The following is a 19,282-nucleotide window of genomic DNA, read 5'->3' as shown; positions in this document are numbered from 1 at the left end:
TCGAGTTGCCGCGCAGCGCGCAGGGAGGCGGTGATCCTCACGCCGCACTCCCCGCGACCACCCGATTGGGCGATCACGGGGAGCGCGGCGGGAGGGCTCAGCGGGTGGCGGAGGCCAGGGCGGCGCGCAACTTCTCCGCGTCGGCCGGGGCCGGGTGCTCCCAGTCGGTCGGGCTGGCGGAGTAGAGAGTGCCGTACGCCGGGCTGTCCGGCTGGTAGCGCCACCCCTCGGCCAGCGGGCCGACGTCCACCGCGTCGTACCCGATCCGGTCCAGGAAGGCGGTCACCTCGGCCTTCGCGGCGGCGTCGTCACCGGCGATCGCGAGAGCGCTGCGGTCGGCGGCACCGGACGGTCGGTGCAGCGCGGCCAGGCCCTTGAAGTAGATGTTGTTGAAGACCTTGACCACCCGCGACTCCGGCAGGTGTCGCTGGAGCAGCTCGCTGCTGGTGGTCTCGCCCGAGTCCAGCTCGGGGAAGGTGCCATCGCGCTGCGGGTAGTAGTTGTTGGTGTCGATGACGACCTTGCCGGCCAGCGGTTGCACCGGCACCGCGCGGTACGCCTTCAGCGGCACACTGACCACCACCAGGTCACCCACCTGCGCCGCGTCCTGCGTGGTGCCGGCGCTGGCATGCGCGCCCAGGCTCTCCACCAGGTCGGTGAGGGTCTCCGGGCCGCGCGAGTTGCTCAGCACCACGTCGTAGCCGGCGTCGACGGCCAGCCGGGCCACGGTGCCACCGATGTTGCCGCTGCCGATCAGTCCCACAGTTGTCATGCCCGTTCCCAACTCCGTCCACCCACGACGCATTCCCGACCAGCTTGGTGGGTAATGTCGGTCACCGCCGCCCGGCGGCTGCGCGGAGCGCCTCCGTCGCGTCGAGGACCTCGCGACCTTCGCCGTCCCCGGCGCTGCCCGGTTGCGCCGCGAGCACGTCCCGCCCAACGTACTGCTCACGGTGGTCGCCGACCGTCTCTCCGGTGACCTGCCACTCTCCGGTGACGAGCGGTCCGTCCGGGTTGGCCCGTCCAGCCAGCCCTCCCGCCCCGGCCCTGAGCCGGTCGATCATGGAGTTGTGGTGGGGGATAGATCCGTCAAATGGCCTTAGGTCACCCACCACAAGTCCATGATCGACGAGGGCGAGGGCGAGGGCGGGGCGGGGCGGGGCGGGGCGAGGGCGGGTGGGGTGGGGGTGGTTTAGGCGGGGGTGGGGAGGGTTTTTTCGATGGCGGCGCGGAGGTTGTCGGAGCTGGGCTCGACCGTGGGGGCGAAACGGGCGGCGACCGAGCCGTCCGGGGCCACCAGGAACTTCTCGAAGTTCCAGCGCACGTCACCGGTGTGCCCGTCCGCGTCCGGGGTGTTCACGAGTGCGGCGTAGAGCGGGTGCCGGTCGGGGCCGTTGACGTCGACCTTCTCGGTCAGCGGGAAGGTGACCCCGTAGTTGACCTGGCAGAAGTCGCTGATCTCGGCGGCGCTGCCCGGCTCCTGCCCGGCGAACTGGTTGCACGGCACCCCGAGCACCACGAGGCCCCGGTCGGCGTACGAGTCCGCGAGGGTCTGGAGGCCGGCGTACTGGGGGGTGAGGCCGCAGCGGGAGGCCACGTTGACGACCAGCAGTGCCTTGCCGCGGTAGCGGGTCAGGTCGGCGGGGCCGCCGTCGAGGGCGTCGATCGGGATGTCGAAGACGGTCATGGCCCGAGGTTACGCGCCATCCCGGGCCGGGGCCGGGGTGGGCGCAGCGTACGCACTCCGTGCACCAGGAGAAATCGAAACATGCGCATCTTGACGAACTGATAACGCTGTGAGTACCGTCTCACCAACTCTTTTGGAAAGTTTCCTAACAGTTCGGGAGACGCCTCATGAAAAGATCGCTCCGCCGGGCCCTCTGGGCCGGTGCCGTGGTCGCCGTGACCGTCGCAGCGGTGCCGGTGACCACCGCGTTCGGCGCCGGCACGGTCACCACCACCTTCACCAAGGCGCAGGACTGGGGGACCGGTCACGAGACGAGGGTGACCGTCACCAACGGTTCCAGCGCCACGGTCACCACCTGGCGCATCGAGTTCGACCTGCCGTCGGGCACCACCATCAGCAGCGCGTGGGACGCCGACGTCACCAGCAGCGGCAACCACTACGTCGCGGTCAAGAAGAGCTGGGCCGGCGGCATCGCCCCCGGCGCCTCGTTCAGCTGGGGCTACAACGGCAGCGGCGCCTACAAGGCGCCGCTGAACTGCACCATCAACGGTGCCGCCTGCGGCGGCGGAACCACCCCGCCGACCACGACTCCGCCGACCACCACCCCACCCACGACGACGCCGCCCACCACCCCTCCGCCCACCACGCCACCGCCGACCACCAACCCGCCGAACCCGGGTGGCAAGAAGGTCGTCGGCTACTTCGCCGAGTGGGGCGTCTACGGGCGCAACTACCACGTCAAGAACATCCAGACCAGCGGCTCGGCCGCCAAGCTGACCCACATCCTGTACGCCTTCGGCAACACCACCGGCGGTCGTTGCGCCATCGGTGACAGCTACGCCGACTACGAGAAGGCGTACACCGCGGCGGACAGCGTGGACGGCGTCGCCGACACGTGGGACCAGCCGCTGCGCGGCAGCTTCAACCAGCTGCGCAAGCTCAAGCAGATGAACCCGCACCTCAAGGTGATCTGGTCGTTCGGTGGCTGGACCTGGTCCGGTGGCTTCACCCAGGCCGCGCAGAACCCGGCCGCGTTCGCCGAGAGCTGCTACAACCTGGTCGAGGACCCGCGCTGGGCGGACGTCTTCGACGGCATCGACGTCGACTGGGAGTACCCCAACGCCTGCGGTCTGACCTGTGACACCAGCGGCCCGAACGCGTTCAAGAACGTGATCAGCGCGTTGCGGTCCAGGTTCGGATCCAGCGCCCTGGTCACCGCCGCCATCACCGCGGACGGCAGCAACGGCGGCAAGATCGACGCCACCGACTATGCCGGTGCCATCGGTAACCTCAACTGGCTGATGCCGATGACGTACGACTACTTCGGCGCCTTCAACGCCCAGGGCCCGACGGCGCCGCACTCGCCGCTCACCTCGTACACCGGCATCCCGCAGCAGGGCTTCAACTCCGACGCGGCGATCCAGAAGCTCAAGAGCAAGGGCGTTCCGGCCAACAAGCTGCTGCTCGGCATCGGCTTCTACGGTCGGGGCTGGACCGGTGTCACCCAGGCCGCTCCGGGTGGTAGTGCCACCGGCGCGGCGCCGGGCACCTACGAGGCCGGCATCGAGGACTACAAGGTCCTCAAGAACACCTGCCCGGCCACCGGCACGATCGCCGGCACCGCGTACGCCAAGTGCGGCAGCAACTGGTGGAGCTACGACACCCCGTCGACCATCAACGGCAAGATGACGTACGCGAACAACCAGGGCCTCGGTGGCGCGTTCTTCTGGGAGCTCTCCGGTGACACCAGCAACGGCGAGCTGATCGGCGCCATCAAGGGCGGTCTCGGCTGAGCCGAGGGCCGACGCACCACCCACACGGCGGGAAGGGGCCCGCACCGTCCCTTCCCGCCCGTGACACAGCGGCCCGGCCGACGCCCAGCGTCGGCCGGGCCGCCGCCGTTGGGTTCGGCCAGCCCGATGTGGCAGACTCGCGGCTCGGCACGTCTCGATCTCACCGTCGACGGAGGTGATCATGCGCCCGACCTACCGCAGGCTGGCGGCGACCGCAGCCGGGCTGGTGCTGCTCCCGATCGCCCTGGTCGGCTGCGGGATCGGCGGTGGGGACACCGACGAACCGGCGAAGCCGGCACGCGCCCCCGCCGAGGAGGCCACCGCCCGCTCCCGCGAGCGCGTGCAGGCGTACCTCGACGCGATGGCCGCCAAGGACGTGGCGGCCGGCCGCAGCCAGCTCTGCGCCCTGCTGCACGAGGGCTTCGACCTGGGCGCCACCGGCCCCAACGGTGACTTCGCCGATCACTTCCAGGTGCCCGAGGCGGCCATCACCGACATCCGGTCCGGTCCGCTCGGGCAGGAGGTCAGCGTCTCGGTCTCGGTCGCGATCGGCAAGCGCACCGTCGCCCGGCCGCTGGTGTTCACCGTCACCCGGGACGGAAGTGACTGGTGCATCGCCGGGGAGGCGCCGGGCGGCGCCGTGGTCGCCAACCCGACGCCGGACGGTCTCGTACCCTCGCCCGCGTCCTGACCAGCGTCCGGCGGATTGATCTCCCATCTGCCGGAACCGTCCCCCTCGCCGCCCAGGCATCCCGACGGTCGCCGTACGCTTCTTGTCATGCGCCATGAGTGGCATCAGCTGAGCCATCCCGCGGTGGGCAGCCCGGGCCTGCAGACCAGCCGACCGACCGTCGACTCCGCCGAGGACGCCGCGCTCGGCCTGGACCGGTGGCGGGAGCTGCCCCGCGAGCAGGTCCCTCCGTGGTCCGACCCCGCCGCGGTGGCCGAGGTCTGCAAGGTCCTCGACACCGTGCCCTCGGTCGTCGCACCCTACGAGGTGGACCAGCTCCGGCAGAAGCTCGCCCTGGTCTGCGAGGGCAAGGCGTTCCTGTTGCAGGGCGGCGACTGCGCCGAGACGTTCGTGGACAACACCGAGAGCCACCTGCTGGCCAACGCCCGCACCCTGCTCCAGATGGCGATCGTGCTCACCTATGGCGCGTCGCTGCCGGTGGTCAAGGTGGCCCGGGTCGCCGGGCAGTACACCAAGCCCCGGTCGCTGCCCACCGACGCCCGCGGCCTGCCCGCCTACCGCGGTGACATGATCAATTCGCTGGAGGCCGACCCGACCGCCCGGGTCGCCGACCCGCAGCGCATGATCCGCGCGTACGCCAACTCGGCGGCGGCGATGAACATGCTCCGGGCGTACCTCGCCGGTGGGCTCGCCGACCTGCACGCCGTGCACGACTGGAACAAGGGCTTCGTGAAGAACTCCCCGGCCGGGGAGCGCTACGAGGCGATCGCCCGGGAGATCGACCGGGCCCTGGCCTTCATCCGGGCCTGCGGGATGACCGACGACGAGGCGCTGCGCACCGTCACGCTCTACTGCTCCCACGAGGCTCTCGCCCTGGAGTACGACCGGGCGCTCACCCGGGTCTCCGACCGTCGGGCGTACGGGCTCTCCGGGCACTTCCTCTGGATCGGCGAGCGCACCCGACAGATCGACGGCGCGCACATCGACTTCATCTCCCGGATCGCCAACCCGATCGGGGTCAAGCTCGGCCCGACGACCTCCCCGGACGAGGCGATCGAGCTGTGCGAGAAGCTCAACCCGGACAACATCCCCGGCCGGCTCACCCTGATCAGCCGGATGGGCAACCACCGGGTGCGCGACGCCCTGCCGCCGATCGTCGCCAAGGTCACCGCCGCCGGCGCGAAGGTGGTCTGGCAGTGCGACCCGATGCACGGCAACACGCACGAGTCGTCAAACGGCTACAAGACCCGGCACTTCGACCGGATCGTCGACGAGGTGCTCGGCTACTTCGAGGTGCACCGCGGGCTGGACACCCACCCCGGCGGCCTGCACGTCGAGTTGACCGGCGAGGACGTCACCGAGTGCCTCGGCGGCGCCCAGGGCATCGAGGATCTCGACCTGCCCGACCGGTACGAAACCGCCTGCGACCCGCGACTGAACACCCAGCAGTCGCTGGAGTTGGCGTTCCTGGTAGCGGAGATGCTCCGTGGCTGACGCGCGGAGTGCGCTCGCGCGCCCCCGTGGTCGCCAGCCGAAGGGATGACAGCGGCTGAGCCTGCGCGACCCGCAGCCGCCAGCCGAAAGCATGCCAGCCGAGAGGATGACAGTGACTGACCTGTTCGTGGACCTGCGCTCCGACACGGTGACCCGACCCACCGCCGGGATGCGCGAGGCGATGGCCACCGCCGAGGTCGGTGACGACGTCTACGGCGAGGACCCGACCGTCAACGCGCTGGAGGCGGAGGTCGCCACGCTCTTCGGGCACGAGGCTGCGCTGTTCGCCCCGAGCGGGTCGATGGCGAACCAGATCGCCCTGCAACTGCTGGTCTCGCCCGGCGACGAGTTGCTCTGCGACGCCGACGCGCACGTGGTCACGTACGAAATTGGTGCCGCGGCCGCGTACGGCGGGATCTCCTCGCGGACCTGGCCCGCCGTCGGCGCGGACATCGACCCGGAGGTCGTGGCCGGGATGATCCGGCCGGACGGCTACTTCGCCGTCCCCACCCGCGCGATCGCCGTCGAGCAGACCCACAACCGCGGCGGTGGCGGAGTGATTCCGCTGGCGACGCTGCGGGATCTGCGCGGGATCGCCGACGAGGCGGGTGTCGCGTTGCACTGCGACGGCGCCCGGATCTGGCACGCGCACGTCGCCGACGGGGTGCCGCTGATCGAGTACGGCCGGCTCTTCGACACGCTGTCGGTGTGCCTCTCCAAGGGGCTCGGCGCGCCGGTGGGTTCGCTGGTGGTGGGCAGCGCGGAGAAGATCGAACGGGCCCGGATGATCCGTAAGCGGATGGGCGGTGGCATGCGCCAGGCCGGCGTTCTCGCCGCCGCCGGTCGGTACGCGCTCGCGCACCACGTCGAGCGGCTGGCCGACGACCACGCCAGGGCGGCTCGGCTCGCCGAGGCGGTCGCGCCGTTCGGCGTGTTGGCCACCACGGTCCGTACCAACCTGGTCGCACTGGACCTCACCAAGCACACCCTGGACGCGCGTGCCCTGGCCGCCGCCGCGCGGGCCGAGGGCGTGCTGATCTCGGTGCTCGGCCCCCGCACCGCCCGCCTGGTCACCCACCTGGGCCTCAACGACGCGGACATCGACCGCGCCCTCGCCGCCCTACCCCGAATCCTCGCCGCGGCCTGACCCCGACCCGACCCGACTCCCGCCGGGCCGCCCGCGCCCCGGGTCGGGTGGGGTCAGGGGTGGGACAGGCGGGTGAGGGTCTCGATGTCGGCGGCGTGGCCCAGCTGCTTCTCGCTGGGGGTCTCCACGACGATCGGGACGCCAGCCGTTGCCGGGTGCGCCATCAGCTCGGCGAAGGCCGGTTCGCCGATGGTGCCCTTCCCGATGTTCTCGTGCCGATCGCGGGTGGAGCCGCACAGATCCTTCGAGTCGTTGGCGTGGACCAGCCGCAGTCGGTCCGCACCGACCGTGGCCACCAGGGTGTCGAGGGTCGCCGTCATGCCGCCCTCGGCCGCCAGGTCGTGCCCGGCGGCCCAGGCGTGGCAGGTGTCGAAGCAGACCCCGAGCATGGGGTGCCGGTCCACCGCGTCCAGGTAGGGCCCGAGCTGCTCCACCCGGGAGGCGAGTGACCGGCCTCCGCCCGCGCTCGGCTCGACCAGCAACATCGGCCCACCGGCGTCGGCGGCCCAGTCGAGCAACGGCAGCAACTCCTGGCGAACCTGTCGCATCGCCGCCTCGGCGTGCCCCTCGTCGACCGAACTGCCCGCGTGGAACACCACCGCCCGGGCGCCGATCGCCACCCCCCGACGCAGCGCGTGCGCCAGCGTCTGGGCCGACTTCTCGACCGTGGCCGGGGTGGGCGAGCCGAGGTTGACCAGCAGCGAGGCGTGGATGAACGCCGGAATGCCGCGTTCGGCGCAACCGTCGCGGAACAGGGCGTCCTGCGCGGGGTCACCGCTGGGCAGTGCCCAGCCTCGCGAGTTGGAGACGTAGACCTGCACCACCCGCGCACCGGTCGCGTCGGCGTACGGAAGGGCAGCCTTCGCCAGCCCACCCGAGGTCGGAGTGTGCGCGCCCACCGCCCGCGTGGAGATCGTCGGCATCAGAAGCACGTGATGACGACCGGGGTGCCCGGCGGCACCTGCGAATTCTCGCCCGGGACCTGGATCCGGGCGACCGCGTTGGCGTTGAGCGCGACCGTCGTCGGCAGCCCCTGGCTCTCCAACACCTGCTTGGCCTGCAAACAGGGCAGGTCGATCACCCCGGGCACGACGACCAGCGGCGGGCCCTTGCTGACGTCCAGCTTGACCTGGGCGCCCTTCTCCACGCCGGTGCCGTCGGCCGGGCTCTGGCCGAGGACCTCGTCCTTCGGCTTGTCCGAATCCTTGTAGGTCTCCACCAGCACCAGTTCGAGTTTGGCCAGGGCCGTCCGGGCGTCGGTCAGACTCTTGCCGACCAGGTTCGGAACCGTCACCGGCGCCCTGCCCCGGCTCAGAATGAGGGTGATCTTCGCACCCGGCTTGACCTCGGTGCCCACCTTCGGGGAGCTCTCCACCACGACCCCGGCCGGCAGGCTGTCGTCGTAGCGGGCGGTGCCCTTGGCCACCACCAGCTTCGCGTTGACCAGGTCCGCCTCGGCCAGCTCGAACTCCTTGCCGATGACGTCCGGAACGGGGAAACGCTCCGGGCCCAGGGAGAGGGTCAGGGTGATCGTGCCACCCTTGACGATCTTGGTTGCGGACGCCGGACTCTGCCCCAGCACGCTGTCCTTCGGGGCCTTCTCGTCGAAGCGCGGCTCCGCGAACTTGAGGACGAGCCCGGCGCGGTCGGCCCGTGTCTGCGCGTCGGCCTTGCTCAGGCTCACCAGCTGCGGAGCCTCCGTGTAGCGGCCGACGCCGAACCACCAACCCCCGATCGCGGCCACCAGGCCCAGCGTCACCACCACGGCCGCGACGGCCAGCCGGCCACGGGGGTTGCTCAGCACCATGCCGCGCAGCGCGGCGAGGCGGGCACCCAGGCCCTCCGCCGGCTCCGGAGCCGCCCGACGCCGGCCCGGCCCCTGGCTGCTGGCGCCCTCGGGCAGCCGGGCCCAGGCCGGGCGGCTGGGCGGCTGAACCGTCGCGACCATCATGGTCGGCTGGGAGAGCGGCACCTCATCGGTGACCGGGCGGAGAACGGCGGTGTGACTGTTGGCGTCGCCGAGACGATCCCGGGCGACCTGCACCTCGGCCAGGAGCGCGCCGGCGTCGGCGGGCCGGGCGCCGGGATCACGCCGGGTGGCCCGCTGCACCAGCTCGTCGAGCACCGACGGCAGGCCGGGCACCAGCGTCGAGGGAGCCGGAACGTCCCGGTCGACGTGCTGCCAGGCGACGTCCACCGGGCGGTCACCGTCGTACGGCACCCGGCCGGTGAGCATCTCGAACAGCACGATGCCGGCCGAGTAGACGTCGGTGCGCGGATCGGCGCGGCCCTCGGTGACCAGCTCCGGGGCGACGTACGCCACGGTGGCCATCAGCTGGTTGCCCTGCTCCTCGTCGGCGCTCGCCTCGACCGCCCGGGCCAGCCCGAAGTCGGCCACCTTCACGACGCTGTCGACCAGATTGGCGACGCCACCGGTGGGTGCCTCGGCGACCAGCACGTTCTCCGGTTTGACGTCGCGGTGCACGAGACCGGCCCGGTGCGCGGCGGCGATCGCGGCGAGCATCTGCTCGGTGATGGCCAGCGCCTCGTCCGGATTGAGCCGGCGTCGCTCGGCCAGCACGTCGCGCAGCGTGCGGCCCCGGACGTACTCCATCACCAGGTACGGCAGACCGGCGTGCGTGCCCTGGTCGTAGACCGCCACCACGTTCGGGTGGGTCAGTCGGGCGATGGTCTTGGCCTCGTCGGTGAACCGGGCCACGAAGTTGGCGATCCGCGCCCGTGCCTCGCTCGCCTGGGTCGGATGAATGATCTTGACAGCGACGGTGCGCTCGAGGCGCTCGTCGGTGGCGGTGTACACGGTCGCCATGCCACCACGGGCCACGCGACCGCGAATGCGGTAGCGCCCGTCGATCAGCGAGCCCAGCAACGTGTCGGCGACCTGTGTGTCCATCGGCAGGCAGTCTATGTGTCCAGGGGGCGAAGGTTGAACAGGATGCTACAGCCGTACGCCGAACCGGTCCGTCCCGCCGCGCTCGCCGTCCCTTACTGGCTGGTCAGCGACGGTGGAGAGAGTGGGCGCGGACGGGTCGCCCGGGGTGCCGGTGGCTCGTCGCGGTGGCGGCGTGGCAGGGTGGTCGGGTGACCGAACCCGTACCCGACCAGGCCGCGCCCGGCCTGGAGCTCGCCGGCCCCACCGACCCGGCCGGCTGGTTGACCCTGCCCGACGTCGCCGAACGCCTCGACGTGTCGATCAGCAAGGTGCACCAGATGATCCGTGACCGGGAGTTGCTGGCGGTCCGCCGCGACGGCGTCCGCCGGATCCCCGCGGACCTGGTGGCCAACCAGACCGTACTCAAGCACCTGCCCGGCGTGCTCAACCTGCTCTCCGACAACGGCTACGACGACGAGGCCGCCCTGCGCTGGCTCTACGAGCCGGACGACACCCTCCCCGGCGCCACCCCGGCCGCCGCCCTCTCTGGCGACCAGGCCCGCGAGGTGAAACGCCGAGCCCAAGCCCTCGGCTTCTAACCCCACCCGCCCCCCGGCGTCCCCGCGGGCGCGGGGGGACGGGGGTTAGTCGGCTCGGCGGGTTGCGGCTATGGCCAGGTCTACCAGGGCTTGGCGGGCTTCGGTGTCCAGGTCGACGGCGGTCAGCGCGGCCAGGGCGGCGTCGGTGAGGGTGACGATCCGCTGCTCGGTACGGGCCAGTGCCCCGCTCTCCGAGATCACCTCGCGGAGCCGGGTCACCCCCTGCTCGTCAAGCTCCGGGTCGCCGAGCCGGCCGAGCAGCAGCTCACGGCCTGCGTCGTCGGTGGCCTCCACGGCCGCCGCCACCAGGTAGGTGCGCTTGCCCTCACGCAGGTCGTCGCCGGCCGGCTTGCCGGTCAGCGCCGGGTCACCGAAGACCCCGAGCACGTCGTCCCGGAGCTGGAACGCCTCGCCCAGCGGCAGCCCGTACGCCGAGTAGGCCGTCCGCACGTCGTCCGTCGCGTCGGCCAGCGCGGCGCCGAACAGCAGCGGACGCTCGACCGTGTACTTCGCGGACTTGTACCGGGCGACCTTGCTGGCCCGTTCCACCGAGGTGTCCCCGGTGACCTGGGTCAGCACGTCGAGATACTGCCCGACGGTGACCTCGGTGCGCATCTCGTCGAAGACCGGTCGGGCGCGGGCCAGCGACCACAGGTCCAGGCCCGCGGAGTGCAGCAGCTCGTCGGACCAGACCAGGCACAGGTCACCGAGCAGGATCGCCGCGGCGTCGCCGAAACCGTCCGGGTCGCCGCCCCAGCCGGCCTCGCGGTGCCGGGTGGCGAACCGCCGGTGCACCGCCGGCTCGCCGCGACGGGTGTCGGAGCGGTCCATCAGGTCGTCGTGGATCAGGGCGCTGGCCTGGACGAACTCCAGTGCGGCGAGGGCGGTGGGCACCTGGTCGCCGTCCACCCCGCCGGCGCCCCGGAACCCCCAGTAGGCGAATGCGGGACGCAGCCGCTTGCCCCCGCCGAGCACGAACGCCTCGATCGCCTCGGCCACCGGACCCAGGGCGTCGTCCACGGCGGCGAGTCGGACCCGTTGGCCGGCCAGGAACTCGGTGAGCGCCTTGTCGACCCGCTGTCGCAGGTCGGCGCGGTCGACGGGAGACACGGGGGCAGCGTGGGTCACGCCCCGACGCTAGCGGGTCGCCGTGGACCGTGCTCCACCGCCACGCATCGTGCCGCCGGTGCGGCCGGGGCCCGTTCGCCCGGTCGGTCGCGCGCCGGACACCGCGGCGCGGCCCGGCCCGGTGGCCCGCGCCGCGCCGGCTCGACGGGTGGCCGCGGCGGCCTCGGCGAGCGCCACCAGCGGCACGTCCAGGACGACGGCGAGCCAGCCGAGCCAGAAGCCGCCCGGCACGCGACGCTGTCGTTCCCACCGGGAGACCTCGTGCCGACTCAACGTCGGCACCCCGGAGGCGGCACACAACTCGGCGGCGGTGCGTTGCTGGCTCCAGCCACGGGCCAGCCGGTGCCGGGCCAGCAGCGGCCCGAGCTGCGCGGGGCGCGGCGATGCGGGCGGAATCATGGGTCCTCCTGGCGGCGTCGGTGCGGTGACGACCACCCGCCCGACCGGACGGACCGGCGTCACCGCTCGGTTGTTGACCCCCGCGCGGGGACCCCGGGGCCGCCCCGGCCGCCCCTCCCGCACCGCCCATTCCTACCTCGGAGGTACGACGCCTTTGCGCCGCACCGGTCGGAGCGCGCCGGTGCGACTCCAGCCGCTGGGTGGGAAGGGCCTGGGTCCTGGTGACATCGACCGCTAGAGTCGGGTCGTGGCGCTCGGTCTTCCCTCGGTACTCCCCAATCCGCAGCCGGCGATCGGGGAGCTCATCCGTGAGCACCAGCCGACCTTTTCGTTCGAGTTCTTCCCGCCCAAGACCGAGGCGGGTGAGCAGCTGCTCTGGCAGGCCATCCGCGAGCTGGAGTCGCTGCGCCCGTCGTTCGTGTCGATCACGTACGGCGCCGGCGGGTCGACGCGGGACACCACCGTGGCGGTGACCGAGCGGATCGCCACCGAGACCACGCTGCTCCCGATGGCCCACCTGACCGCGGTCAATCACTCCGTCGCCGAGCTGCGCCACGTGGTCGGCCGGCTCGCCGGGGTGGGCGTGCGCAACGTGCTGGCCGTTCGTGGCGACCCTCCGGGTAACCCGGGCGGCGAGTGGATCCGCCACCCCGAGGGCGTGGACTACGCCGAGGACCTGGTCCGCCTGGTGCGGGACGCCGGTGACTTCAGCGTCGGTGTGGCGGCCTTCCCGTACAAGCACCCGCGCTCGCCCGACGTGGCCAGCGACACCGCCCAGTTCGTCCGCAAATGTCGGGCCGGCGCGGAGTTCGCGGTCACCCAGATGTTCTTCGACGCCGACGACTACCTGCGACTCCGCGACCGGGTGGCCGCCGCCGGCTGTGACACCCCGATCCTGGCCGGGGTGATGCCGGTGACCCAGATCGGCACCATCGAGCGGTCCGTGCAGCTGTCCGGCGCGCCGTTCCCGGCGGCGCTGGCGGCCCGCTTCGAACGCGTCGCCGACGACCCGGAGGCGGTCCGCCGGCTCGGCATCGAGCAGGCCAGCGAGATGTGCCGACGACTGCTCGACGAGGGTGTGCCCGGAATCCACTTCATCACCCTCAACCGGTCCACCGCGACCCGCGAGGTCTGGCAGAACCTGAAGGCCGGCGCGCGCGTGTGAACGACGCACCTGCGACACCTGTTGCCCGACACAACGGTTGATCCGTGGTGGGCACACAGCTGAACTGGGACCAGTACGCCACGGCGTGGGCGCGGTTGCACGGCGGGTTCGACCCCCGGGTCGCCGCGCCGGTGGTGCGCGCCTGGCTGCGATTCGCGTACCACGTCGGGTACGTGCTGGGTCGGCTTCGGGTCAGCCCCACCGCGGTCACCGTGGTCGGGGTGCTGCTCTGCTTCTGCGTACCGCTGCTGGTGACCCGGCCCGGCAACGGGCTGTTCCTCGGGGCGCTGTTCGTGCTGCTGGCCGCCGTGGCGGACAGCGTGGACGGCGCGGTGGCGGTCGCCACCGGCCGCACCACCCGGCTCGGCTACGTCTACGACTCGGTCGCCGACCGGCTCGGGGAGGTGGCCTGGCTGCTGGCGTTCTGGCTGGTGGGCGCGCCCGGTGCGTTGGTCGTCGCGGGCGGCGCGCTGTCCTGGCTGCACGAGTACGTCCGAGCGCGGGCGGTCGCCGCCGGGATGCGCGAGATCGGCGCGGTGACCGTCGGTGAACGCCCCACCCGGGTCTCGGTGGCGCTGGCCGGCTTGCTGGTCGCCGGGTTGGCCGGCCTGATCGAGCCGGACCTGGCCGCCGGCACCATCACCATGGCGACCGCGGTCTGGGTGCTGCTGGCCGGCTTCGGCCTGGGGCAGCTGCTCTCCAGCATCCGTCGTGCCCTCATCGAGGCCGGCTGAGCGGCGGGCCGGGCTGGCGCCGCCGGCTGAGCGGCGGGCCGGGCTGGCGCCGCCGGCCCGCGACTACCAGGCGGGGCCAATCTCGTCGGCGACGATCTGCGCGGAGAGGGTCACCATCGGCAGCCCGCCGCCCGGGTGGGCGGAGCCGCCCACCAGCCACAGCCCGTTCGCCGGGCCCCGGTTGGCCGGGCGGAGCAGCCCGCCTGCGGTGCCGTAGATCGAGCCACCGGGCGCGCCGGTCGCCACGTCCAGGTCGGCGGGGGTGCGGATCTCCCGGAACAGCAGCCGGTCGCGCACGTCCACGCCGCGCCGCGCCAGCACCTCCAGAATCCGATCGGCGTACGCGTCGGCCAGCCCCGGGCGGCGCCAGTCCACCGCGCCCGCCGCGCTGCCCTGCCGGGGCGCGTTGACCAGTACGAACCACGCCTCGTGTCCGGCCGGTCGGACCATCGGGTCGTCGGCCACGGTGACGAACACCGCCGGGTCGGCGGCAGGTCGGGCCGGTACGCCCCGACCGGGGTCACCGAAGACCGCGTCGAACTCGGCGTCGTAGTCGTGCGGGAAGAAGACGTTGTGGTGGGCCAGCCCGGTGCTGCCGGAGACACCCAGCAGCAGCACGAAGCCGGCGAGGCTGCGGTCGGTCAGCCCGGCCAGCCGACGTGGGTGCGGCAGCAGGTCACGGTAGACGGTCAGCGCGTCCACGTTGGCCACCACCACGTCGGCGGGCACCGGGGCGCTGGCACCGGCGAGGCGTACCCCGTGCACCCGACCACCGGTGGCGTCGATCCGGGTGACCGTGGCACCGGTCTGCACGACCACGCCGAGGTCCAGGCAGCGGGTCAGCAGCGCGTCGGCGAGCGTGCCCAGCCCGCCGCGCAGGTACCAGCCGCCGAAGGCCAGCTCGGCGTAGGGCACCGCGACCAACGCCGCCGGTGCCCGACGTGGGTCGGCGCCGGTGTAGGTGGCGTACCGGTCCAGCAGCATCCGCAGTCGCGGGTCGGACAGGTGCCGGCGGCCCAGGCCGCGCAGACTGCGACCGGGGGCGATGGCGGCCAGGTCGCCGACCCGCCAGGCCAGCGACGCGAGGTCGCGGGGAGAGTCGACGGTACGACGCAGGATGTCCCGCGAGGAGGCGTGCCACACCCGCGCCGCCCGGCGCCACAGCCGCTGCCAGTCCGCTGCCGCCCGGTCCCCGAGGGCGGCCCCGATCCGGGCGGTGAACTCCACCGGGTCGGCGCACGAGTCCAGGGTCGGGCCACCGCCCGGGAAGACGTGCCGGACGATCGGGTCCAGCGGGACCAGGTCCAGATATTCGTCGAGCTTCGCGCCGGTCGCCTCGAACAGGTCGTGGAAGACCTCGGGCAGGGTGAGCAGGCTCGGCCCGGTGTCGAAGTGGAACGACCCGGCCGGGGTGTCGTGCGCGTACCGGCCGAGCTTGCCACCGACCGTGTCGGCGGCCTCGAAGACGGTCACCTGGTGCCCGGTGGCGGCCAGCCGGGCGGCGGTGGCGAGGCCACCCACCCCGGCGCCGACGACCACGATCCGCGCCATGCCGCGCCCTCCCTAGCTGACCGGGCGGCCCCGCCAGGTCAGGCGGTGTCGCTTTCGCAGATGGTACGACCGCAGGGTCAGCCAACCGAGGACCACGACCGACACGGGGTGTGCGAGCGCGTCGGGCCACCACCGGCCGCCGGTCGCGCGGGCGGTGAGCACCCGCCCGGCCACCCCGAGCAGGTAACCGACCAGGCCCACGGCGACCACCCCGGGCGCGCCTGCCGCCGCGCCCGCCAGCGCGATCAGCGGTGGGGCGGTGTAGAGCAGCAGCAGCGCCGCCACCACGGCCGCCGCCGCACCCGGATGCCCGAGCGACGCCCAGAGCGACTTCGAGTACCCGTCGCGCAGTTGTGGCCAGTCGTCGTACATCCGGCAGGTGGCCAGCCGGGAGCCGTCGGCCAGGGCGATCCGCCCGCCGGCCCGCTTGACCGCCCGGGCCAGCTCGACGTCCTCCAGGATCTTGTCGGCGACCGCGGCGTGCCCGCCGGCCGCGGTGTAGCCGGCCCGGTCCACCACCAGGAACTGCCCGCCCGCCGCGGCCAGCGACGGCCGCGGCGAGCGTTCCATCGCGCGCAGCGGCAGGAAGGTCAGCCAGAGCCACTGCAACAGCGGCTGCACCAACCGGTCGGCCGCCGTCGCCACCACGATCCGGGGGTACGGCGACAGCAGCGTCACGCGGGCGGCGCGCAACTCGGTGACGGCCGCGGCCACGGCGTGCGGGGCGAGCACCACGTCGGCGTCGACGAAGACCAGCGCGGTGGCGTCCGGGTCGGTCCGGGTGGCCAGCTGCCAGCAGGCGTGCGGCTTGCCCAGCCAGCCCGGCGGCGGGGTGACCCCGGTGAGCAGCGTGACCCGGGGGTCGTCGCCGGCCACCGCGCGGACCACGTCGGCGGTGCCGTCGGTGGACCCGTCGTCGAGGACCACGACGCGCAGCCCGGGTACGCCACGCTGGGCGAGCAGGGCGTGCAGGCAGGGCGTGACGCGGGCGGCCTCGTCGCGCAGCGGCAGCAGCACGGCGACCGGCTCGTCGACCTCGTCGGGCCGTTCGGTGGGCCGACGCAACCAGGCGGCGGCGTTGAGCCAGGTGTGCCCGGTCAACGCGGCGACGGCGATCAGCAGGGCGAGCAGGGCGGTCATCGGGTCGCGTCGACGCCGGGGCGGTGCGGCTGGTGGTCCGCCGGCCGGATGCGTCGGCCGGGTCGGGCCCGCAGCAGGGTCACCGCCAGGGGTACGGCGGTCACCGACATGCCGGCGGCGCCCCAGAGCGCCGAGGCGGGCAGGTCGAGGAAGACGGCGTGGGCCAGGACGCTGGAGAAGTACGTCCACAGGTAGAGCGCGATCATCGGGTGGTCCCGCCGATCGGTGTGCGCGGCGGCCGGCCCGGCCAGCGGGCGCAGCGCGCTCATCAGCAGCACCGCGAAGAGCAGCCAGCCCAGGTAGTTGCTGACGGGGATGCCGGCCAGGCCGGGCAGGGCCGGGGTGGCGTCGCGCCAGACCCAGTAGCCCTCGGCCACCATCTGCGGGTCGAGGAAGAGATCCCAGGCCGCCAGCCCCACCGTGGCCAGCGCGATCCGCCCCACCCATCGACCGGCTGTCGGCCCGCCGCCGCCGGCCGTGGTGGTGCCGCCGGCGGTCAGTCGGACCGCGGCCAGCCAGGCCGGCCAGGCCATCCAGGTCCAGGCCAGCGGAATTATCAGCGGTACGCCGGCCAGTTTGGGGCCCAGCTCGCCGGAGTAGTCGTAGCTGCCGAACGGCACGCCGGTGGCCACCCCGATCGCCTCGATCGCGAACCCGCCGCCGGTGGCCACCGCGACCAGCGCCGCCGCCACCCGTGGGCCCCGACTGAGCAGGGCGTGGCCGACCGAGAGCAGCCAACCGAGCACGACGGTGGCAACGGTGAGCCCGGCCCGGGTGGCGCCGGTGGTGAGCGGATAGCAGATCTGGGCGAGCACCAGGACGGCGAGCAGCGTCCAGGAGATCCGCCGGGTCATGACGCCGGTGGCTCGAGTGGCAGATCCCGACCGAGCACGCCGAACGGTCGTTCGTCGCCGGGGAAGTGGAAGTCGCGCAGCACGTCGACGAAGCCGAAGCGCCGGTACAGCCGCCAGGCCCGCGAGGTCTTCTCGTCGGCCTCCGGGGTGGACAGCAGTGTGGTCTCGCCCTCGGCCATGCCGAGCAGCGCGCGCAGCTGGCCGGCGCCCAGGCCGTGCCCCTGCGCGGGTGGCCGGACGTGCAGCTCGACCACCTCGAAGCAGTGGGTGAGCCAGCGGGTACGGGTCGGGGCGTCCAGCGCCCGGTGCACCTGGTCGTGCCACCACTGGCCGGACGCGCCCAGGTAGCCGTAGCCGAAGCCGGCGAGGTGACCCTCGCTGGTCAGGCTGGCTACCGCCCGGAAACCCGGTCGGCGGACGTGGGTGGCGATGTAGCCGCGCCGAGCCTCCAACAGGTCGGTGCGGTATCCCATCGCCTCGCCGTAGACGGCCACCACGTCGTCCAGCCGCCGGACGAGATCGTCCGGCGTCCAGCGCACCAACCTCATGCCCGTCCACCCTTCGCCGTTTCCGGGCCGCGGTCGGCGACCCACCCGAGCACCGACCGGTCGCCGACCACGTCGCGCACCTCGAACCGGGCGAACAGTTCTTCGGCGTACCAGCCCGCGGTGGGGGTTCGCATGATCGCCGCCCGGTGCTCCGGGTGACGGTACGCGAACGCCACCAGGTCCGTCGGGTCGCGCCACACGCTCACCGTGCCCTGCCAACCCAACGGTGCCTCCCCGACCCCGAACCGGGCCAGCAGACCGGGCGCGTCGCGCAGGGCGGCGGCCACCGGCGGGATCGCCCGCCAGAAGGTGGCGGCCCGGCGGGCCCGCAGCCGGGCCCGGGTCAGTGCCAGCACCGGGCCGGTGACCCGGCCGCCGGACGGATCGCCGAACGGCCGCTGACCGGACCACTCGCCCCGGCTGGTCAGCGGGCGCAGGTCGATCCGGGCCCGGGCCTGGGCGATGCGCGCCCAGGCGCGCCCCACCGACGAGTCGTCGAAGTCGGCCGCGGCGGCGGGGGAGTCCCAGACGGTCAGCGCGGCCCACCGGGTCAGGTCGGCGTCCCTCGGCCCGAAGTCGGTGCCGGTCCCGGTGCCCAGCACCTTGCCGAACCGGGCGCCCGGAAGGGCGCGCAACCGGCGTGGGTCCACCGCCATCCGGGTCAACGCCCGGGGCAGCGCGCCTCGGGAGATCCGCCACACGTGCAGCGTGACCAGCTCCGGAGCCGTGCTCGCGCCTCCGCTCGGCGGCGGTGCGGGCGCGTCGCCGCGGTGCCTGCTGGTTCGCTCGCTCAGCCCGCTCACGCCACCTCGGCCGGGGTGCCGGCGGTGACCCGTAGCAGTTCGGTGTAAGTGGTCGGGAAGACCGCCTGGGGTACGCCACCCGCGGCCCAGATCTCCGGGTACGCCGCCAGCGCCGTGTCCACCAGGGTGCGCAGCGGGTGCGGGTGCCCGAGGGGGGCGACCCCGCCGATCGGCTGGCCGGTGTGGGCCCGGACGAACTCCGGGGTAGCCCGGCGCAGTCGGGTGACACCGATCGATGCGGCCAGGCCGGCGGTGTCGACGCGGTGCGCGCCGGAGGTGAGCACGAGCAGCGGTACGTCGTCCGCGTCGAAGATCAGTGAGTTGGCGATCTGGCCGACCTCGACGCCGAGCGCCGCGGCGGCCAACGCGGCGGTGTGCACCGCGTCGGGCAGCAGGCGGACCGTGCTGGGCTCACCGGCTCCGTCGCGCGTGCCGGCGGCGGTGAGCGCGTCCTGCACCGCTCGTACGTTCGGGTGTGGCTGCATGTCGTCATTCTTCCCGGTTCGCCGGTGTGGGTTCACCCGGCCGGCACGTCCAGCGCGTCACACGTTGCATTTTCGTCGGAGGGGAGGTGTACTGTCAGCAGCAGTTAGAACGAGTGTTCGATTGCCTCGAACGCTCGTTCCAACCAGCCGGAGCGCGGCGTTTCGCGGCGCCAC

20 protein-coding genes are annotated in these 19,282 nt (G+C 73.0%); 7 read left to right on the top strand and 13 right to left on the bottom strand.

Going from position 1 to position 19,282, the window contains the following annotated elements:
* Positions 1-97: 97 nt before the first annotated feature.
* From AB0J33_RS19885 to AB0J33_RS19875, 3 genes are all read right to left on the bottom strand, one after another.
* Positions 98-772: an NADPH-dependent F420 reductase gene (locus AB0J33_RS19885; RefSeq protein ID WP_363615479.1), complete on the bottom strand. Its 675-nt coding sequence runs from the start codon at positions 770-772 to the stop codon at positions 98-100.
* A 61-nt stretch (positions 773-833) separates the two neighbouring features.
* Positions 834-1,064 carry a hypothetical protein gene (locus AB0J33_RS19880; RefSeq protein WP_363615478.1) on the bottom strand — a complete coding sequence of 77 codons (231 nt, stop codon included), beginning with the start codon at positions 1,062-1,064 and terminating at the stop codon, positions 834-836.
* A gap of 128 nt (positions 1,065-1,192) precedes the next feature.
* Positions 1,193-1,687, bottom strand: a complete 495-nt coding sequence (locus AB0J33_RS19875) for a glutathione peroxidase (RefSeq protein ID WP_363615477.1) — start codon at positions 1,685-1,687, stop codon at positions 1,193-1,195.
* Between the two features lie 167 nt (positions 1,688-1,854).
* Between AB0J33_RS19875 and AB0J33_RS19870 the strand changes: the two genes are divergently transcribed.
* The 4 genes from AB0J33_RS19870 to AB0J33_RS19855 all read left to right on the top strand — a co-directional run bounded on the left by AB0J33_RS19870 (position 1,855) and on the right by AB0J33_RS19855 (position 6,812).
* A complete protein-coding gene (locus AB0J33_RS19870; protein WP_363615476.1) occupies positions 1,855-3,480 on the top strand; it encodes a glycosyl hydrolase family 18 protein in 1,626 nt (541 codons plus the stop codon).
* A gap of 181 nt (positions 3,481-3,661) precedes the next feature.
* Positions 3,662-4,171: a nuclear transport factor 2 family protein gene (locus AB0J33_RS19865; RefSeq protein WP_363615475.1), complete on the top strand. Its 510-nt coding sequence runs from the start codon at positions 3,662-3,664 to the stop codon at positions 4,169-4,171.
* Positions 4,172-4,258: 87 nt separating this feature from the next.
* Complete coding sequence (locus tag AB0J33_RS19860; RefSeq protein WP_363615474.1) at positions 4,259-5,665, top strand: class II 3-deoxy-7-phosphoheptulonate synthase; 1,407 nt, start codon at positions 4,259-4,261, stop codon at positions 5,663-5,665.
* Positions 5,666-5,771: 106 nt separating this feature from the next.
* Positions 5,772-6,812: a GntG family PLP-dependent aldolase gene (locus AB0J33_RS19855; protein ID WP_363615473.1), complete on the top strand. Its 1,041-nt coding sequence runs from the start codon at positions 5,772-5,774 to the stop codon at positions 6,810-6,812.
* Positions 6,813-6,865: 53 nt separating this feature from the next.
* Here AB0J33_RS19855 and AB0J33_RS19850 read toward each other — a convergent pair whose 3' ends face one another.
* Both AB0J33_RS19850 and pknB read right to left on the bottom strand, forming a co-directional pair.
* The gene (locus AB0J33_RS19850; protein ID WP_363615472.1) at positions 6,866-7,735 is read right to left on the bottom strand and encodes a deoxyribonuclease IV; all 870 of its coding nucleotides are present in this window, start codon (positions 7,733-7,735) and stop codon (positions 6,866-6,868) included.
* On the bottom strand, positions 7,735-9,723 hold the full coding sequence (gene pknB, locus AB0J33_RS19845) for a Stk1 family PASTA domain-containing Ser/Thr kinase (RefSeq protein ID WP_363615471.1): 1,989 nt from the start codon (positions 9,721-9,723) through the stop codon (positions 7,735-7,737). The genes AB0J33_RS19850 and pknB overlap by 1 nt, the downstream gene beginning before the upstream one ends.
* Positions 9,724-9,911: 188 nt before the next feature.
* Here pknB and AB0J33_RS19840 point away from each other — a divergent pair, with 188 nt between their 5' ends.
* Positions 9,912-10,301 carry an Rv2175c family DNA-binding protein gene (locus AB0J33_RS19840; RefSeq protein ID WP_363615470.1) on the top strand — a complete coding sequence of 130 codons (390 nt, stop codon included), beginning with the start codon at positions 9,912-9,914 and terminating at the stop codon, positions 10,299-10,301.
* 45 nt (positions 10,302-10,346) lie between these two features.
* Here the strand turns inward: AB0J33_RS19840 and AB0J33_RS19835 are convergent, their stop codons facing one another.
* On the bottom strand, positions 10,347-11,429 hold the full coding sequence (locus AB0J33_RS19835; protein ID WP_363615469.1) for a polyprenyl synthetase family protein: 1,083 nt from the start codon (positions 11,427-11,429) through the stop codon (positions 10,347-10,349).
* 9 nt (positions 11,430-11,438) lie between these two features.
* Positions 11,439-11,828 (bottom strand): helix-turn-helix transcriptional regulator, encoded by a 390-nt coding sequence (locus tag AB0J33_RS19830; protein WP_363615468.1) that lies wholly within the window; start codon positions 11,826-11,828, stop codon positions 11,439-11,441.
* A gap of 247 nt (positions 11,829-12,075) precedes the next feature.
* Between AB0J33_RS19830 and metF the strand changes: the two genes are divergently transcribed.
* Both metF and AB0J33_RS19820 read left to right on the top strand, forming a co-directional pair.
* Positions 12,076-12,993, top strand: a complete 918-nt coding sequence (metF, locus tag AB0J33_RS19825; RefSeq protein ID WP_363615467.1) for a methylenetetrahydrofolate reductase [NAD(P)H] — start codon at positions 12,076-12,078, stop codon at positions 12,991-12,993.
* A gap of 44 nt (positions 12,994-13,037) precedes the next feature.
* A complete protein-coding gene (locus AB0J33_RS19820) occupies positions 13,038-13,727 on the top strand; it encodes a CDP-alcohol phosphatidyltransferase family protein (RefSeq protein WP_363615466.1) in 690 nt (229 codons plus the stop codon).
* A gap of 63 nt (positions 13,728-13,790) precedes the next feature.
* Here the strand turns inward: AB0J33_RS19820 and crtI are convergent, their stop codons facing one another.
* From crtI to AB0J33_RS19790, 6 genes are all read right to left on the bottom strand, one after another.
* Complete coding sequence (crtI, locus tag AB0J33_RS19815; RefSeq protein WP_363615465.1) at positions 13,791-15,278, bottom strand: phytoene desaturase family protein; 1,488 nt, start codon at positions 15,276-15,278, stop codon at positions 13,791-13,793.
* A gap of 12 nt (positions 15,279-15,290) precedes the next feature.
* Positions 15,291-16,418: a glycosyltransferase gene (locus AB0J33_RS19810; protein ID WP_363615464.1), complete on the bottom strand. Its 1,128-nt coding sequence runs from the start codon at positions 16,416-16,418 to the stop codon at positions 15,291-15,293.
* A complete protein-coding gene (locus AB0J33_RS19805) occupies positions 16,415-17,272 on the bottom strand; it encodes a carotenoid biosynthesis protein (RefSeq protein ID WP_363615463.1) in 858 nt (285 codons plus the stop codon). The genes AB0J33_RS19810 and AB0J33_RS19805 overlap by 4 nt, the downstream gene beginning before the upstream one ends.
* A complete protein-coding gene (locus AB0J33_RS19800) occupies positions 17,269-17,820 on the bottom strand; it encodes a GNAT family N-acetyltransferase (RefSeq protein WP_363615462.1) in 552 nt (183 codons plus the stop codon). The genes AB0J33_RS19805 and AB0J33_RS19800 overlap by 4 nt, the downstream gene beginning before the upstream one ends.
* Positions 17,817-18,536: a monooxygenase gene (locus AB0J33_RS19795; RefSeq protein WP_363615571.1), complete on the bottom strand. Its 720-nt coding sequence runs from the start codon at positions 18,534-18,536 to the stop codon at positions 17,817-17,819. Before AB0J33_RS19795 ends, AB0J33_RS19800 begins: the two co-directional genes overlap by 4 nt.
* An 83-nt stretch (positions 18,537-18,619) precedes the next feature.
* Entirely contained in the window at positions 18,620-19,108 is a 489-nt protein-coding gene (locus AB0J33_RS19790; protein ID WP_363615461.1) for a YbaK/EbsC family protein, read from the bottom strand.
* Positions 19,109-19,282: the final 174 nt, after the last annotated feature.

The sequence above is a fragment of the Micromonospora sp. NPDC049645 genome (genome assembly GCF_040675155.1).
Lineage (GTDB): Bacteria > Actinomycetota > Actinomycetes > Mycobacteriales > Micromonosporaceae > Micromonospora.
The sequence above is the reverse complement of the archived record's forward strand: the minus strand, read 5'-3'. Positions and strand labels throughout refer to the sequence as shown.